This window comes from Gymnodinialimonas sp., assembly GCF_059726805.1.
The window spans coordinates 2,448,277-2,463,873 of record NZ_AP041059.1; the positions used below are offsets into that span (position 1 = coordinate 2,448,277).

Below are 15,597 nucleotides of genomic sequence, written 5' to 3' on the forward strand. Positions count from 1 at the left end.
GTCACGGGCGCGCGGCTTTGCGGAAAAGTGCCCATGGGCTCACCACAATGTGATCGCGCCATGGCTTTCAGGATCAATCCGCGTCATCCTAAGAGGCAGAATTGACGAGGGAGCCCCGATGATCCGCACCGCTTATTTGACCGCTGGCCTGGCGCTTGCGGCCCTGGCATTTCCGTCGCCGCCCGCGCAGGCGCAAGCCCTCCCTCTGGCGCAGGACGTGCAGGCGGCCGCTTCGGTGACTTTGGCGCAGGAAGCGCCGGAGTTGTACCGGATGCTCGACGCCATGGGCATGTATGAGATCATCGCGCTGATGGGCGCCGAGAACATGCGCGGCGCCGCCGACCTGGAAGAGCAGCTCTTTCCCGGGGCAGGGGGCGCGGCTTGGCAGGCGACGGTCGCGGGGCTCCATGCCACGCCCCGGATGGTGGCGCTCTTTGAAGAGGCGTTTGACCGTAACGCGCTGACGGCCGAGCAGATCGCCACCGTGCAGGCCTTTTTGGAGACCGAGGCAGGCGAACGGGTCATCGCGGGCGAGCTGGCCGCGCGGCGCTTGTTTCTGGACGAAAGCGGCGTCGAGGCCGCGACCGAGGTTTTCATGGCGGCGGTCACGGAAAATGACCCCCGGCTCGAAATCCTGCAGCGGTTCGACGACATCAACGGGTTGATCGAACGCAACGTCTCGGGCGCGTTGAACCTGCGCATTGCCTTTTACCGGGGGCTCATCGAGGGCGGGGCCTTCGACAACGAAGTGCCGGAAAGCCTGATGCTGGCCGAGGTTTGGGCGCAAGAGCCCGAGGTGCGCCAGCTTACGGTGGAATGGCTGTTCTCGTTCCAGCTTGCCGCCTATGCCGAGGCCTCCGATGCGGATCTGGAGGCGTACCTGGCGCTCTCCGACAGCCCGGCGGGGCGGGCGGTGAATGCCGCGCTGTTCGCGGCGTTCGATGAGATGCTGGCCGCGCTCAGCTATGATCTGGGCTATGCGGCTGCGGGGTTCATCGCGGGCGAGGACATCTGACAGCGGGCCCTGGGGCCGGATCAAGCGGCGGGGCGAGCGGCAAAAACCATTGCCTTTTGCACCGCCACGGGTAGTCTTCAAGCCATTGTTTTTGCTTGAGGGTTAAAGATGTTCAATGAAATGGGTTTGATCTACGGCTACGATGGTCTTTTTGGCCTCTACCACCGGACCGACATGAAACTGGCCGAGCGGATGGACGCGATGTCGGATATTTTCGATCAGTTCAACGCCAACGACGGGGCGGCAATACTGGCGCTTCCCTTCACCGAGGCCGTCGCACTTTCCAAGATTGCCGGCGATGCCGTGCTGTTGGCCCAAAGCGTGCGCAACAGCCCCAATGCCTCGGTCACCGAGATCAGCGCCGCGGTCCGCCTTGAGGCGGCCGCGCGCAAAACGCTGGAGTATCTCACGAAACGGCCCGACCATGAGAAGATCGCGGAAATGGCGAAGAACCTCGGCAAACAGTGGGAAGAGTACATCTCCCCCATTATCGAGCGCCACGTGGAAACCGGCGCGCGCCTGCAAGAGGCGATGAAAGAGATCACCGCGTAAGGCAGCGCGGACCCGCGCAAAAGCCGTGCCAGGCCTGTTGACAAAGCCTGCGCCATGGCCGATACGGCGGCTTCCGACGGGCAGATTGCGCGTGGGAAATGGTATGTATGACGCCCTGAAAGAGGGGCGCGCAGCCCGAGGTGGGGAAACCCGAAACGCTTTCGCGCAGATCGCGCGTTTGGACCACAGGGCGCGGGACAAGAAGGAAGACACCATGTTCGCTGTCATGAAGACAGGCGGCAAGCAATATAAAGTCCAGGCCGGTGACAAACTGCGCGTGGAACTGCTTGCAGCAGAGGCCGGTGAGGCCGTGCAATTCAACGATATCCTGATGCTCGGCGGTGACAGTGTCACTGTGGGCGCGCCGCTTGTGGCGGGTGCTGCCGTGCAGGCCAACGTGATCGACACCGTGAAGGGCGAAAAGCTCATCCACTACGTCAAGCGCCGCCGCAAGCACTCGTCCCAGCGCAAGAAGGGCCACCGCCAGAAGCTGACCCTGATCGAGATCACCGAGATCCTCGCATCGGGTGGCGACAAGACCGGCGTGAAAGCCGCGATGGGCTCGGGCTCTGTGACCGCAAGCGCGGCTGTTGCCGCCGCTGCACCAAAGAAAGCCAAGAAGGCAGAGGCACCCGCCGCCGAGGCCCCCAAGGCCGAGAAGAAAGCGGCGCCCAAGAAGGCGAAGGCCGAAGCCGCCCCTGCGGCGGAAGCGGCAGACGCAGGCACCGCGCCCGCGAACCTGCTGACGGAAGCGCGTGGCGGCCAGCCCGATGATCTCAAGAAGATCTCGGGCGTCGGGCCCAAGCTGGAAGGCCTGCTGCACGAAAACGGCGTGTTCCACTTTGACCAGATCATGGCTTGGGGCCCGTCCGACATTGCCTATATGGATGACAAGCTGTCGTTCAAAGGCCGCATTGAGCGTGACAACTGGATCGAGCAAGCCACCGCGTTTGCCGCAGAACAGGAGTAATTGACCCATGGCACATAAAAAAGCAGGTGGTTCCTCCCGCAACGGCCGCGACTCAGCCGGTCGCCGCCTTGGCATCAAGAAATACGGCGGCGAAGCCGTGATCCCCGGCAACATCATCGCGCGTCAGCGCGGCAACAAGTGGTGGCCGGGTGAGGGCGTGGGCGAAGGCAAGGATCACACGATCTTTGCAGTTGCCGAAGGCCACGTGTCCTTCAAGAAGGGCTTCAAGGGCCGCACGTTCATTTCCGTACTCCCAGCAGCCGAGGCTGCAGAGTAATCGCCATATCCCAAGGGTAAGACATTTCAGGGGGCCGGCGATTTCGCCGGCCCTTCGCATTTTTGTAACCTGTCTTGTGTCAGGAGGCCCCAGCGCCCACATCGCGCTGGAAGGACATGGGCTACGGGAGATCGGTTCGGAGGAGGACTGACGGATGAAACAGGAAACCATTTTGGCCCAGGCCGTGATCGAGACGCCGCGCATGTTCCTGCGGCCCCTGCGTCCCTCGGATGCGGGGCTGTTGTCGATGTATCACGCCGACAAGCGGGTGGCCGAGATGACGACCTCGATCCCGCATCCGTTGCCGCCGGGCGCTGTGGAAAGCTTCATCGCCAATGTGATGAAGCCCGATCGCGGGTCCTATGCCTGGGTCATGGATGCGACGGAGTTTGGCGGCGCGGAAGTGATGGGGGTGATTTCGCTGGACCAGATGGATCGTAACCAATCGGAAATCGGCTATTGGGTTGCGCCTGCGATGTGGAACACCGGGTTCGCTTCCGAGGCCGTGCAGGCCATGGTGGACGCCAACCCCTTGGAAAACAGCACATTTTTCGGCTCCGTGTTTCAGGATAATCCGGGCTCGGCCCGGGTGCTGACCAATGCGGGGTTCGACTATCTGGGCGATGCCGAGGCCTTCTCGGTGGCGCGCGGGGCAAAAGTTGCGACGTGGACTTATCTCAAGCGGTTGGCGTAAGAGGCAGTTGTCGGAGAGGTGGGGGCCAGCCCCCACACCCCCGGAGTTGTAGGGGCAAGATGAAGGGGCGGGCCAGCGGCGCGCTTGGGTTTTAGATGAAGTTTCTTGATCTTGCGAAAGTCTACATCCGGTCCGGCGGCGGTGGCGGCGGGTCGGTTTCGTTCCGACGCGAGAAGTACATCGAGTATGGCGGCCCTGATGGCGGCGACGGCGGCACCGGAGGCTCGGTATTTGTGGAGGTCGTGGATGGGCTGAACACGCTGATCGATTTTCGCTACCAGCAGCATTTCTTTGCCAAGAACGGCCAGCCCGGCATGGGTAAACAGCGCACCGGCAAGGACGGCGCGGATATTGTGCTGCGGGTGCCGGCGGGCACCGAGGTGCTGGAGGAGGATCAGGAGACGCTGATCGCCGATCTGGACACCGTGGGTCAGCGGATCTGCATCGCCAAGGGCGGCAATGGCGGCTTTGGCAATTTGCATTTCAAGAGCGCGACCAACCAGGCGCCGCGCCGGGCCAACCCCGGGCTTGAAGGTGTGGAGCGCACGATCTGGCTGCGCCTGAAGCTGATTGCCGACGTGGGCCTGTTGGGTCTGCCGAATGCCGGCAAATCGACGTTTCTGGCCGCAACGTCCAATGCGCGCCCCAAGATTGCCGATTATCCGTTTACTACGTTGGTGCCCAATCTGGGTGTTGTTGGCGTGGACGGGGCGGAGTTTGTCGTGGCCGATATTCCGGGTCTCATCGAGGGCGCGAGCGAGGGCAGGGGCCTCGGCGATACGTTCCTGGGGCATGTGGAGCGGTGTGCGGCGCTGCTGCATCTGGTCGATGGCACGTCCGACGATGTGGTGAGTGACTACCAGACGATTATTGCGGAACTGGAAGCCTATGGCGGTGAACTGGCGCTGAAGCCGCGCATCACCGTGCTCAACAAGATCGACGCGATTGAACCGGAAGAGCTGGCCGAGAAGCGCGAAGCTTTGGGCGCTGTGGCGGGCAACCTGATGGAGATGTCGGGCGTGGCGCGCACCGGCGTGACCGAGGTGTTGCGCGTGTTGCGCGCGCGCGTCGACGCCAATCACAAGGCGGCCCGAGAGGCTTTGGAGGAGCCCGAGACATGGCGTCCCTGAGCGGCGCCAAACGCGTTGTCGTCAAGATCGGCTCGGCGCTGCTGGTGGACCGGGTCAGCGGCGATTTGCGCCGCGACTGGCTGGTGGCGTTGGCCCAGGACGTGGCGGCGTTAAAGTCGGCGGGCACCGATGTGATCCTTGTGTCCTCGGGCGCGATTGCGCTGGGGCGCGGGGCCCTGGCCCTTGGCACCGGCGCGCTGTCGCTCGATGAGGCGCAGGCGGCGGCGGCGGTGGGCCAGATCCGCCTGGCGGGCGCCTATGAAGAGGCGCTGGCGCCCCATGGGCTGACCTCGGCGCAGATCCTGCTGACGCTGGACGATAGTGGCGACAGGCGGCGCTACCTCAACACCCGCGCGACCTTCGCGGCGCTTCTGGCGCGCGGGGCGGTGCCGATTGTGAACGAGAACGATACCATTGCGACAGACGAGATCCGTTATGGCGACAACGACCGGCTGGCCGCCAATGTGGCGGTGATGGCGGGCGCGGACATCTGCGTGCTGCTGAGCGATGTGGACGGGCTCTATACGGCGCTGCCGGGCACCGAGGGCGCGCAGCACCTGCCGCGGGTCGATGCGATCACGCCGGAGATCGAGGCGATGGCGGGCGATGCGGGCTCGGGTCTGTCGAAGGGCGGGATGAAGACCAAGGTTCTGGCCGCGCGCACGGCGACGGCGGCGGGCTGTGCCATGGCGATCACCCAGGGCGACGTCCTGCGGCCCTTGCAGGCGCTGGAGGATGGCGCGAAAGCCACCTGGTTCACCGCGACCCTCTCGCCGCAACAGGCGCGCAAGGCCTGGATCGGGGCAATGAAGCCCAAGGGCGCGCTGCGCCTTGATGCGGGCGCGGCGGCGGCGCTGGGGCGGGGCAAGTCCCTGCTGCCGGCGGGCGTCAGCGCCGTCTCGGGCGCGTTCCAGCGCGGCGATCCGGTGCGGCTGGAGGGACCGGAGGGCGCCGCGCTTGGCATCGGGCTCAGCCGCTATGCCGCTGACGAGGCGCGCGCAATCCGGGGGCATCACTCCGATGAAATCCCCGAGATCCTGGGCTATCCAGGGCGCGCTGCCCTGGTCCACCGCGATGACATGGGCCTCTGACGCCCCTTCACACCCGCTCAAAACCGCCTATCCTTCCGAAACACCCGCGATGAGGTTTGAGATGAAAGACCTAACAGACAACGTCCCCGCCCTGATGGCCGAGCTTGGCGCGCGCGCCAAGGCGGCCAGTGCCGTGCTGGCGTTTGCGGCGCCAGAGGCCAAGGTGACGGCGCTCACCGCGGCCGCCGATGCGGTCTGGGCGCGCCGGGCCGAGATCATTGCCGCCAACGAGAAGGACATGGCGTTCGGGCGTGAAAAGGGCCTGTCGGACGCCATGCTGGACCGCCTGATGCTGGACGAGGCGCGGGTGGACGGCATCGTTTCGGGCCTACGCTCCGTGGCGGGGCAGGACGATCCCGTGGGCCAGGTGATGACCGAATGGGATATGGAGAGCGGGCTGCACATCAAGCGCGTCCGCACGCCATTGGGGGTGATCGGGGTGATCTATGAAAGCCGCCCCAATGTGACCGCCGACGCCGGTGCCCTGTGCCTGAAATCCGGCAATGCGGTGATCCTGCGCGGCGGCTCGGAAAGCTTCCATTCCTCGGGCGTGCTGGCCGATTGCCTGCAAGAGGGGCTGCGCGCCGCCGGTCTGCCCGAAGATGCCGTGCAACGGGTGCCGACCCGTGACCGGGAGGCCGTCTCGCAGATGCTGACGATGACCGAGACCATCGATGTGATCGTGCCGCGCGGCGGCAAGGGGCTTGTCGGGCTGGTGCAGCGCGAGGCAAGGGTGCCGGTCTTCGCCCATCTGGAGGGGATTTGTCATGTCTACCTCGATGCCTCTGCCGACCCCGAAAAAGCGCTGCGCGTGGTGCTCAACGCGAAGACCCGGCGCACGGGGATCTGCGGCTCGGCTGAATGTCTGCTGATCCACCGCGAGGTGTTTGACACCATCGGCCAAGGCGTCGTGCGCGCCTTGCTCGACGCGGGCGTGGAGGTGCGCGGGGACGCGGATGTGCAGGGCATAGAAGGGGTCGTGGCGGCGCAGGAGGACGATTGGGGGCGCGAGTTTCTCGACATGATCATCGCCGCGCGGGTGGTCGATGACATCGACGCCGCGCTGGATCATATCCGCAACTTTGGCTCCAACCACACCGATGCGATCATTGCCGAGGAGGGGGCAGCAGTTGCGCGCTTTTTCCAGCGGCTCGACAGCGCGATCCTGATGCACAACGCCTCCACCCAGTTTGCCGATGGCGGCGAGTTTGGCATGGGGGCAGAGATTGGGATTGCCACGGGCAAGATGCATGCGCGCGGGCCCGTGGGGGCGCAGCAGTTGACCTCGTTCAAGTATCTTGTGTCGGGCGATGGGACTGTGCGCGGCTGACGGTGCGTTTGGCGGGTTGCGGGACTGAGGGGCCAGCCCCTCAGACACCCCGGGATATTTTTGGAACAGGGAAGAGGGGGAGCCCGTGATGAGCGAGGGGCGGAATTCCAGGCCGGGGACATTGGTGCGGCGCGCGGCGTTGCGCGAAGGGGTGAGCCGGGCGGTGGTGACGCCGATCCAGCCCTCGGTCGTCTATGCCTCGCCGTCGATTGCGACGTTGCATTCCCAGTATGAGGGGCGGGCCCATGGATATACCTATGCGCGCGAAGGGCACCCCAATGCAGAGCTGCTCGCGCGCAAGATTGACATGCTGGAGGAGGCTGAAGGCGGTCTGATCCTGGGCTCGGGCATGGCGGCGGTTTCGGCGACGATCCTGGGGCTTCTGGGCGCAGGCGACCATATCGTGGGCGGCAACCAGCTTTACGGGCGCTCCTTGCGGTTGATGCATCAGGACCTGGCGCGGTTCGGGATTGCGACCTCTGTGGCTGATCCGACGGATGTCGCGGCCATGCGCGCGGCGATCCGGCCCGAGACGAAGATGATCCTGGTCGAGGTGATCTCCAACCCCACGCTGCGGGTCGCCGATATGGCGGGGATCATTGCGCTGGCCCAGGAAGCGGGTGTGATCCTGGCGGTGGATAATACGTTCACCACGCCGCTGGCTTATCAGCCGCTTGTCGAGGGTGCCGATATCACCATTCATTCCGTCACCAAGCTGCTTGCGGGCCATTCCGATGTGACCCTCGGCTATGTGGCGGCGCGCGACGCGGGCCAGATGCGCGCCATCTACGATTTCGCCGTCACGGTCGGCATGACACCGGCCCCAAACGAGTGCTGGTTGGCGGAGCGGGGGCTTTACACGTTTCCGTTGCGGTTCGAGAAGGCGCAGGCAAACGCGAGCGGCCTCGCGGACTATCTGGCGGATCATCCGAAGGTGGCGCGGGTGCTTTACCCGGGGCGCGCGGACCATCCCGACCACGCGAAAGCGGCCTCCCTGGTGGGTCAAGCCTTTGGCAACATGGTGAGTTTTGAGCTGCACGACGCCACGGAAGCCGCCGCCGACCGGATGGTGCAAGCCGCCCCGGACTTGCCCTTTGCGCCGACCCTGGGGGATGTCGGCACGACGCTCAGCCACCCGGCCTCCAGCAGCCACCGGGGGCTGACGCCCGAGGGGCGGGCGGCCTTGGGGATTTCCGACGGGTTTTTCCGCGTCTCGGTCGGGATCGAGGATCTGGACCTGCTGATCGCCGATTTCGAGCGCGGGCTGGCGGCGATCTAAAGCAGATGCAGCGCCGAGCTGCCGTCGAGCGCGATGACGTCCACGTTCAACGCGGGCGCCTGGGCCAGGACATCCGCGCGCACCAGCGGCACGTCGGGCATATGCGGCGTCAGGACCAGAATGCGGCCCCGGTAATCGGCCTCGGTGAGGGCCCCGAGCAGATCCATCGCGTCAAAGCCCCGCGCCGTCAGCGGCGCCAGGATCAGATCCGGCGCATCGGCGCCGGTCACTTCGGCCGCCGTGACACGGGCCAGGGTGCTGAGCGAGACATGGGCATCCGGCGCAAGGACATGGCGTGGCATCTGCGACAGCGCGGACGGCGAAAGTGCCACCGCCAGGACGTTTGGTCCGCCGCCTGAGGGCTCGGGCCGGGCCTCAAATCGCGCGCGTGGGTCGGTCTTCATGGCGGGACCACCTGACTACGGCAGAGGCCCCGGACGGGCCCCACCTGAGCTCCCTTGTACTGCAGCCAGAATTAATTGCCAATGAAACGATTGCGACTGAAAGTCGCTTCTGCGTTGCGCGTCTGCGCAGAATCGCCCCACATCCGCGGCATTGCCTGAGGGGAGCCGGGGCCATGACCCGCGATCTGATCCATTCGGTGATCGATGCCGTGCCCGATCCGATGCTGTTGATCGCGGCGGACGGCACGATTGACCACGCCAACGCCGCCGGGACGGCGCTGCTAGGAACATGGATCATCGGGCGCAGCCACGGCACGGTCCTGCGCCAGCCCGCGTTGCTCAGCCGGATCGAGGCGGTGCAGCAGGGCGCGCCCACGGCGGAGGTGCGGATCGAGCGGGCAGAGCAATCGGGCGTCGTGGAATACAAGGTGCGCATCGCCAGCCTGCAAGGGCAGGGCGGTGCCCTGCTGTTGCATTTCACCGACATCACCCACCTGCGCGAGACCGAAGAGATGCGCCGCGACTTCATCGCCAACGTCAGCCACGAGCTGCGCACGCCCCTGACCTCGGTCATGGGCTTTATCGAGACCCTGCGCGGCCCCGCGCGCGATGACCCCGCCGCCCAGGACCGCTTCCTCGGCATCATGGAGGAGGAAGCGCGGCGGATGAACCGCCTGATCTCGGACCTGCTGTCCCTGTCCAAGGTAGAGGCCGCCGCGCGGATGCGCCCGGACGAACAGATCGACCTTACGGTCCTTCTGGGCAGCGTCATCGCGGCGCTGAAACCGCGCGCGGATGATGCGGGCAATACGTTGAACCTGATCCACGACGGCGCGCCTGCGCGTGTGTTGGGCGACCGCGATCAACTGATGCAGGTGTTCCTGAACCTGGCCGAGAACGCGATGAAATACGGCGGGCCGGACAAGCCGGTGACGCTGCGGCTGACCCGCGACAAGGGGCGGGGCCTGTCCAAGGGCGACATCGTCGTGGTCGATGTCAGCGACGAGGGGCCGGGCATCGCCTCGCAACACCTGCCGCGCCTGACCGAGCGATTCTACCGCATCGACGCGGGCCGCTCGCGCGAGATGGGCGGGACGGGCCTGGGCCTGGCGATCGTGAAGCATATCGTCAACCGCCACCGGGGGCGGCTGAAAATCACCTCCCAGGAAGGCCAGGGCAGCACCTTCTCGGTGCAGTTTCCTGTGGATTAAACACGCCGCCCCGCGCCTTGTCATAATACTGTTACACAGACGTCACAAAAGCTCAGCGAACGGGGCCTAGGCAGCCTCCCAAGCGTTGGGCCCAAAAGCCCCGCGTGATGTCTGAAAACAACCTTGGAGCACCTCCAACATGTCGTTCGCAAAATTGAGCGTTTCCGTCCTTGCCATCGCTGCTGTGGCAACCACCGCTTCGGCCCAAAGCCGGGACAACGTGCAAATCGCCGGGTCCTCGACCGTGCTGCCCTATGCCACCATCGTCGCCGAAGCCTTCGGCGAAAACTTCGACTTCCCCACTCCGGTCGTCGAATCGGGTGGATCCTCCACCGGTCTGCGCCGCTTCTGCGAGGGCGTGGGCGAGAACACCACCGACATCGCAAACTCCTCGCGCTCGATCCGCGAGAGCGAAATCGCGACCTGCGCCGAGAACGGCGTGACCGACATCATCGAAGTGCGCTTCGGTTATGACGGCATCGTCTTCGCCTCTGACATCAACGGCCCCAGCTTCGAGTTCACCCAGTCCGACTGGCACCTGGCGCTCGCCGCTGAACTGCCCGTCGACGGCGAGATGGTCCCCAACCCCAACACCAACTGGAACCAGGTCCGCGACGCGCTGCCCGATCAGCCGATCTCGGCCTTCATCCCCGGCACGCGTCATGGCACCCGCGAAGTCTTTGACGAGCGTGTGATCCTGCAGGGCTGCGAAGACAACGGCTCCATGGCGGCGATGATGGAAATGGGCATGGATGAGGATGCAGCCGAGGAAGCCTGCATGGAAATCCGCGCCGACGGCGTCTCCGTCGACATCGACGGCGACTACACCGAGACGCTCGCCCGCATCAACGCGGACGCCAACGGCATCGGCGTCTTCGGCCTCGCGTTCTACGAGAACAACACCTCCGTGCTGCAAGTCGCCACCATGGCCGGCGTTGTTCCCACCGTGGACGCCATCGCATCGGGCGAATACCCCGTCTCGCGCCCGCTGTTCTTCTACATCAAAGCAGCCCACCTGGGCGTGATCCCCGGCCTGCAGGAATACGCAGACTTCTTCGTCTCTGACGACATCGCCGGTGAGTGGGGGCCCCTGGCCGCCTATGGTCTCGTCTCCGACCCCGAGCTGGCCGAGACCCAGGCCGTGGTCGCCAACGGCACGCTGATGGGCCAGTAAGCCCCGTCGCTTCAACCTCGGGTGGGGCCGGTGCGCGGCCTCACCCAATTCTTTCCTGACCTGATCCCCGGACCCCTGCCATGCTCTGGATCCTTCTCGGCCTGCTGTTTCTGGGTACGCTCGGCTTCATTCTGGGGCGTCAACGCGCCGTCGCCTCTGCCGAGGGCGATGTGCGGCTTCTCCATTCCCTTCCGTCCTACTACGGCACCAACGTCACCCTTCTGACCATCGTTCCGGCGCTTCTGGTGCTGCTGGTCTGGCTGGTCGTTCAGCCCATCATTGTCGACCGCACCGTCGCCCAACTGATCCCCGAGCGGGTTGTGGCCGAAAGCGGCTCCCGCGATCTGTTGATGACCGACGTGCGCCGCCTGGCCCAGGGCCTGGATGCCGCCGTGGAACGCGGTGCCTTCACCGAAGAGGAAGCCGCCGGTGTTCGCAGCGGCTTCACCAACATTCGCGACCGCCTGGCCGAGGTCGGCGTCGCCCTCGGCTCCGATGTGGAGCCCGAGGTGCTGGTCGCCGCCCAACGGTTCCGGGAGCTGTCGTCGACCGGCCGGACCTACATGTTGATTGTGGTCTTCCTGCTGGCCGCCGCAGGCCTGGCCTACGCCTATATGCGGACCAACCGGGATCTGCGCGCGCGCAATGTCGTGGAATCGGCCATGCTGACGATCCTCATGGCCGCCTCCACCATCGCGATCCTGACCACCGTCGGCATCGTCTTGTCGATGCTCTGGGACACGCGCAACTTTTTCCAGCTCTACCCCTGGCAGGACTTCTTCTTCGGCCTCGAATGGCGCCCGAGTTTTGAGGGCGGCTCGGAACTGGGCCTGATCCCGCTCCTTTGGGGCACGATGTATATCTCGTTCATCGCGCTTCTGGTGGCCGTGCCCATCGGCCTTTTCGCCGCCATCTACATGGCCGAATATGCCTCGAACCGCGTCCGTTCTTTCGCCAAACCGCTGATCGAGGTGCTGGCAGGCATCCCCACCATCGTCTACGGCCTTTTCGCGCTGATCACGGTCGGCCCGATGCTGCGCGATTACTTCGCCCAACCCCTCGGGCTTGGCGATAGCTCCTCCTCGGTCATGACGGCGGGCATCGTCATGGGCATCATGCTGATCCCCTTCGTGTCCTCGCTGTCGGACGACATCATTAACGCGGTGCCCCAATCCTTGCGCGACGGGTCCTACGGGCTTGGCGCGACGCAGTCCGAGACGGTCAAACAGGTCGTCCTGCCCGCCGCCTTGCCTGGCATCGTCGGCGCCGTGCTTCTCGCCGCCTCCCGCGCGATTGGCGAGACGATGATCGTCGTGCTCGGGGCAGGGGCCGCGGCAAGGCTCGACCTCAACCCGTTTGAGGCGATGACAACCGTGACGGTGAAGATCGTGGGTCAGTTGACCGGCGACACGGATTTCTCTTCGCCCGAAGCCCTCGTCGCCTTCGCCCTGGGTCTTACGCTTTTCGTCATCACATTGGGCCTCAACATCGTGGCCCTCGCCGTGGTGCGCAAATATCGGGAGCAGTACGATTGACCGACGCTGTTAACATGCCTGCCGCCGCGCCCAAGCGCTCGCTTTTTGCCAGCGACACGCGCACGGCCAAACGCAACCGGGCCGAAAAGCGGTTCCGCGCCTACGGGGTGGCTGCTGTCACCGTCGGGATCCTGGCGCTGATCGTGTTGCTGATCTCGATCCTCGGCAACGGTCTGAGCGCGTTCAAGCAGACCTACATCAGCTATCCGCTGGAACTGTCCGCCGATCGTCTCGACCCCGACGGTAACCGCGACCCGGCCGAGATGGCCCGCGTGACGACCTTCGGCTACCTGCCCGTGCTGGCGATGTCTTTCGAGGCCTTCCTTGAAGATCAGGGCATCGAGCATGAAATGGGCGGGCGGGAGCTGGCCGCCATGTTGTCCGAAGAAGCCCCCGCGCAGATCCGCGCCATGGTCCTCGCCAACCCTGATCTGGTCGGCCAGACCATCAGTGCCGAGATCCTTCTGGGCGGGCGCATCGACGGCTTCTTCAAGGGCCGCGTGACCATGGACACGGCAGAGCGGGACCGCAACGTCTCCGTCAACCAATTGGTCCTCGCCCAAGCCCTGGCAGAGCGCGGCGATGTGGTGACGCGCTTCAACTGGGATTTCATCACCTGGCCCGATGCCTCCGGCTCGCGGCCCGAGGCGGCGGGTCTGGGCGTGGCGATGATCGGCTCGCTCTACATGATGATCGTGGTGCTTGTGCTGGCGCTGCCCATCGGCGTCGCGGCCTCCATCTACCTGGAGGAATTCGCCCCCACCAACCGCCTGACCGATTTGATCGAGGTGAACATCTCAAACCTCGCCGCCGTGCCCTCCATCGTCTACGGCATTCTGGGCCTTGCGGTGTTCATCAACTTCATGGAGTTCAACCAGTCCTCTCCCTTGGTGGGCGGTCTGGTCCTGACCCTCATGACCCTGCCGACCATCATCATCGCCACCCGCGCGTCCCTGCGCGCCGTGCCCCCCTCCATCCGCGAGGCCGCCCTGGGCCTCGGCGCCTCCAAGATGCAGTCCGTCTTCCACCACGTCCTGCCCCTCGCCATGCCCGGGGTCCTGACGGGCACCATCATCGGCCTGGCGCAGGCCTTGGGCGAAACCGCGCCGCTCCTGCTGATCGGCATGGTGGCCTTCGTGCGCGAATACCCGGACCTCGTGTCTTCGCACTCCAACGCCTTCCCGCTCATGGGCGACGGCGCCACGGCGCTGCCGGTGCAGGTCTATTCCTGGACCCAACGCTCTGACCCCGCGTTCGTGGAACGCGCCTCGGGCGCCATCATCGTGCTTTTGATCTTCCTTCTGATCATGAACGCCATCGCCATCCTCCTGCGCCGCCGGTTCGAGCGGCGGTGGTGAGCCAAGAGAGACGCTGATATGTATGATACGACCCAGACAACCAAAGGGGCCACGGCCGTGGACGAGTTGAAAATGCAAGCGCGCGGCGTGGACGTGTTCTACGGGGCAGGGGCCGCAGGCCGCACTGCCGCCGCCATGGCCGCCGACAAGGCCGTGACCCACGCGATCAAGGAAGTCGACGTTGACATCGCCGACAAGACCGTCACCGCCTTCATCGGGCCGTCGGGCTGCGGCAAATCCACCTTCCTGCGCGTGCTCAACCGGATGAACGACACCATCGATGGCTGCCGCATGACCGGGCAGGTGACGCTCGACGGCGAAGACATAAACGACCCCAAGGTCGACCCGGTGCAACTGCGCGCCAAGGTCGGCATGGTGTTCCAGAAACCCAACCCGTTCCCCAAGTCGATCTTCGACAACGTCGCCTACGGCCCCCGCATCCACGGCCTGGCCCGCAACAAGACGGACCTTCTGGAAATCGTCGAAAAATCACTCCGCCGCGCCGCGATCTGGGACGAGGTCAAGGACCGCCTCGATGCGCCCGGCACCGGCCTTTCCGGCGGCCAGCAACAGCGCCTGTGCATCGCGCGCGCCGTCGCCACCTCGCCCGAGGTGCTGCTGATGGACGAGCCGTGCTCGGCCCTCGACCCCATCGCCACCGCGCAAGTGGAAGAGCTGATCGACGAGCTGCGCACGCGCTTCTCCGTCGTCATCGTCACCCACTCCATGCAGCAGGCCGCCCGCGTTTCCCAGAAGACCGCGTTCTTCCACCTCGGCAACCTGGTGGAATTTGACGAAACCGACAAGATTTTCACCAATCCCAGCGATCCACGCACGGAAAGCTACATCACGGGACGGATCGGATAATGCCGAATACAGAACACATCGTCTCTTCCTTCGACCGCGACCTTGAAGGCATCCAGGCCCGGATCATGCGCATGGGCGGGCTGGTGGAGGAAGCGATCCACAAATCCGCCGCCGCGCTCGACACCAAGGACCTGGAACTGGCCCAACTCGTGCGCCGGGGCGACAAGGCCATCGACGCGCTGGAGGAAGAGGTGAATGAGGAGGCCGCGCGCATCATCGCGCTCCGCCAGCCCATCGCCTCGGACCTGCGCACCGTGCTGTCGATCTTCCGCGTCTCTGCCAACCTGGAGCGCATCGGCGACTACGCCAAGAACATCGCCAAACGCACCCAGGTGGTGCTGGAACAGCCCACCGTGCCCGGCGAAACCGCCTCGCTCAAGCGCATGGCCCGTCAGGTCGAACTGATGCTGAAGGACGCGCTGGATGCCTACATCCAGAAAGACGCGGACCTCGCCGAAGACGTGCGCCAGCGCGACCTGGAGGTCGATCAGATGTATTCCGCGCTCTTCCGCGAATACCTCACTCACATGATGGAAGATCCCACCCACATCACCGCCTGCATGCACCTGCATTTCATGGCGAAAAACATCGAACGGATGGGCGATCACGTGACGTCCGTGGCCGAGCAGGTGATCTATCTGGTGACCGGCGAATTGCCCGACGAAGACCGTCCCAAGGACGACAAAACCGCCTATATGCAGGAGGCCTGA

The 15,597-nt window shown here is 65.0% G+C and carries 16 protein-coding genes; 15 read left to right on the forward strand and 1 reads right to left on the reverse strand.

All coding sequences use genetic code 11. The features are described from left to right. Positions 1 to 118: 118 nt before the first annotated feature. The 9 genes from AC6I9R_RS11920 (at position 119) to AC6I9R_RS11960 (ending at position 8,338) form a co-directional block, all read left to right on the forward strand. Positions 119 to 1,015 carry a hypothetical protein gene (locus AC6I9R_RS11920; RefSeq protein ID WP_461425786.1) on the forward strand — a complete coding sequence of 299 codons (897 nt, stop codon included), beginning with the start codon at positions 119 to 121 and terminating at the stop codon, positions 1,013 to 1,015. A gap of 108 nt (positions 1,016 to 1,123) precedes the next feature. Then, positions 1,124 to 1,567: a hypothetical protein gene (locus tag AC6I9R_RS11925; RefSeq protein WP_461425787.1), complete on the forward strand. Its 444-nt coding sequence runs from the start codon at positions 1,124 to 1,126 to the stop codon at positions 1,565 to 1,567. A 214-nt stretch (positions 1,568 to 1,781) separates the two neighbouring features. Continuing rightward, a complete protein-coding gene (locus AC6I9R_RS11930; RefSeq protein ID WP_461425788.1) occupies positions 1,782 to 2,537 on the forward strand; it encodes a 50S ribosomal protein L21 in 756 nt (251 codons plus the stop codon). 7 nt (positions 2,538 to 2,544) lie between these two features. Further along, positions 2,545 to 2,814 carry a 50S ribosomal protein L27 gene (gene rpmA / locus AC6I9R_RS11935; protein ID WP_461425789.1) on the forward strand — a complete coding sequence of 90 codons (270 nt, stop codon included), beginning with the start codon at positions 2,545 to 2,547 and terminating at the stop codon, positions 2,812 to 2,814. Between the two features lie 154 nt (positions 2,815 to 2,968). Further along, on the forward strand, positions 2,969 to 3,508 hold the full coding sequence (locus AC6I9R_RS11940) for a GNAT family N-acetyltransferase (protein WP_461425790.1): 540 nt from the start codon (positions 2,969 to 2,971) through the stop codon (positions 3,506 to 3,508). 95 nt (positions 3,509 to 3,603) lie between these two features. Next, positions 3,604 to 4,638, forward strand: coding sequence for a GTPase ObgE (obgE, locus tag AC6I9R_RS11945; protein WP_461425791.1), 1,035 nt, complete (start codon positions 3,604 to 3,606; stop codon positions 4,636 to 4,638). After that, positions 4,626 to 5,729 carry a glutamate 5-kinase gene (proB, locus tag AC6I9R_RS11950; protein ID WP_461425792.1) on the forward strand — a complete coding sequence of 368 codons (1,104 nt, stop codon included), beginning with the start codon at positions 4,626 to 4,628 and terminating at the stop codon, positions 5,727 to 5,729. The genes obgE and proB overlap by 13 nt, the downstream gene beginning before the upstream one ends. Before the next feature lie 61 nt (positions 5,730 to 5,790). Beyond that, complete coding sequence (locus AC6I9R_RS11955; protein ID WP_461425793.1) at positions 5,791 to 7,059, forward strand: glutamate-5-semialdehyde dehydrogenase; 1,269 nt, start codon at positions 5,791 to 5,793, stop codon at positions 7,057 to 7,059. Between the two features lie 88 nt (positions 7,060 to 7,147). After that, on the forward strand, positions 7,148 to 8,338 hold the full coding sequence (locus AC6I9R_RS11960) for a trans-sulfuration enzyme family protein (protein ID WP_461425794.1): 1,191 nt from the start codon (positions 7,148 to 7,150) through the stop codon (positions 8,336 to 8,338). Here the strand turns inward: AC6I9R_RS11960 and AC6I9R_RS11965 are convergent. Then, positions 8,335 to 8,742 carry a response regulator gene (locus tag AC6I9R_RS11965; RefSeq protein ID WP_461425795.1) on the reverse strand — a complete coding sequence of 136 codons (408 nt, stop codon included), beginning with the start codon at positions 8,740 to 8,742 and terminating at the stop codon, positions 8,335 to 8,337. The two genes, AC6I9R_RS11960 and AC6I9R_RS11965, sit on opposite strands and share 4 nt — an antisense overlap. Positions 8,743 to 8,915: 173 nt before the next feature. Between AC6I9R_RS11965 and AC6I9R_RS11970 the strand changes: the two genes are divergently transcribed. The 6 genes from AC6I9R_RS11970 (at position 8,916) to phoU (ending at position 15,597) form a co-directional block, all read left to right on the forward strand. Further along, positions 8,916 to 9,953, forward strand: coding sequence for an ATP-binding protein (locus tag AC6I9R_RS11970; protein ID WP_461425796.1), 1,038 nt, complete (start codon positions 8,916 to 8,918; stop codon positions 9,951 to 9,953). A 139-nt stretch (positions 9,954 to 10,092) separates the two neighbouring features. Further along, positions 10,093 to 11,127: a substrate-binding domain-containing protein gene (locus AC6I9R_RS11975; RefSeq protein ID WP_461425797.1), complete on the forward strand. Its 1,035-nt coding sequence runs from the start codon at positions 10,093 to 10,095 to the stop codon at positions 11,125 to 11,127. A gap of 80 nt (positions 11,128 to 11,207) precedes the next feature. Further along, positions 11,208 to 12,662 (forward strand): phosphate ABC transporter permease subunit PstC, encoded by a 1,455-nt coding sequence (gene pstC, locus AC6I9R_RS11980; protein WP_461425798.1) that lies wholly within the window; start codon positions 11,208 to 11,210, stop codon positions 12,660 to 12,662. Next, the gene (gene pstA, locus AC6I9R_RS11985) at positions 12,659 to 14,020 is read left to right on the forward strand and encodes a phosphate ABC transporter permease PstA (RefSeq protein ID WP_461425799.1); all 1,362 of its coding nucleotides are present in this window, start codon (positions 12,659 to 12,661) and stop codon (positions 14,018 to 14,020) included. Before pstC ends, pstA begins: the two co-directional genes overlap by 4 nt. An 18-nt stretch (positions 14,021 to 14,038) precedes the next feature. Then, entirely contained in the window at positions 14,039 to 14,887 is an 849-nt protein-coding gene (gene pstB, locus AC6I9R_RS11990; protein WP_461425800.1) for a phosphate ABC transporter ATP-binding protein PstB, read from the forward strand. After that, the gene (gene phoU, locus AC6I9R_RS11995; RefSeq protein ID WP_461425801.1) at positions 14,887 to 15,597 is read left to right on the forward strand and encodes a phosphate signaling complex protein PhoU; all 711 of its coding nucleotides are present in this window, start codon (positions 14,887 to 14,889) and stop codon (positions 15,595 to 15,597) included. The genes pstB and phoU overlap by 1 nt, the downstream gene beginning before the upstream one ends.

Excerpts from the sequence above, each read along its gene's own strand:
- AC6I9R_RS11925 (WP_461425787.1), top strand. The coding sequence starts at position 1,124 with ATGTTCAATGAAATGGGTTTGATCTACGGCTACGATGGTCTTTTTGGC.
- AC6I9R_RS11955 (WP_461425793.1), top strand. The coding sequence starts at position 5,791 with ATGAAAGACCTAACAGACAACGTCCCCGCCCTGATGGCCGAGCTTGGC.
- AC6I9R_RS11940 (WP_461425790.1), top strand. The coding sequence starts at position 2,969 with ATGAAACAGGAAACCATTTTGGCCCAGGCCGTGATCGAGACGCCGCGC.
- AC6I9R_RS11920 (WP_461425786.1), top strand. The coding sequence starts at position 119 with ATGATCCGCACCGCTTATTTGACCGCTGGCCTGGCGCTTGCGGCCCTG.
- pstC (WP_461425798.1), top strand. The coding sequence starts at position 11,208 with ATGCTCTGGATCCTTCTCGGCCTGCTGTTTCTGGGTACGCTCGGCTTC.
- proB (WP_461425792.1), top strand. The coding sequence starts at position 4,626 with ATGGCGTCCCTGAGCGGCGCCAAACGCGTTGTCGTCAAGATCGGCTCG.
- AC6I9R_RS11970 (WP_461425796.1), top strand. The coding sequence starts at position 8,916 with ATGACCCGCGATCTGATCCATTCGGTGATCGATGCCGTGCCCGATCCG.
- AC6I9R_RS11960 (WP_461425794.1), top strand. The coding sequence starts at position 7,148 with ATGAGCGAGGGGCGGAATTCCAGGCCGGGGACATTGGTGCGGCGCGCG.
- phoU (WP_461425801.1), top strand. The coding sequence starts at position 14,887 with ATGCCGAATACAGAACACATCGTCTCTTCCTTCGACCGCGACCTTGAA.
- AC6I9R_RS11965 (WP_461425795.1), bottom strand. The coding sequence starts at position 8,742 with ATGAAGACCGACCCACGCGCGCGATTTGAGGCCCGGCCCGAGCCCTCA.
- obgE (WP_461425791.1), top strand. The coding sequence starts at position 3,604 with ATGAAGTTTCTTGATCTTGCGAAAGTCTACATCCGGTCCGGCGGCGGT.
- AC6I9R_RS11930 (WP_461425788.1), top strand. The coding sequence starts at position 1,782 with ATGTTCGCTGTCATGAAGACAGGCGGCAAGCAATATAAAGTCCAGGCC.
- AC6I9R_RS11975 (WP_461425797.1), top strand. The coding sequence starts at position 10,093 with ATGTCGTTCGCAAAATTGAGCGTTTCCGTCCTTGCCATCGCTGCTGTG.
- pstB (WP_461425800.1), top strand. The coding sequence starts at position 14,039 with ATGTATGATACGACCCAGACAACCAAAGGGGCCACGGCCGTGGACGAG.
- rpmA (WP_461425789.1), top strand. The coding sequence starts at position 2,545 with ATGGCACATAAAAAAGCAGGTGGTTCCTCCCGCAACGGCCGCGACTCA.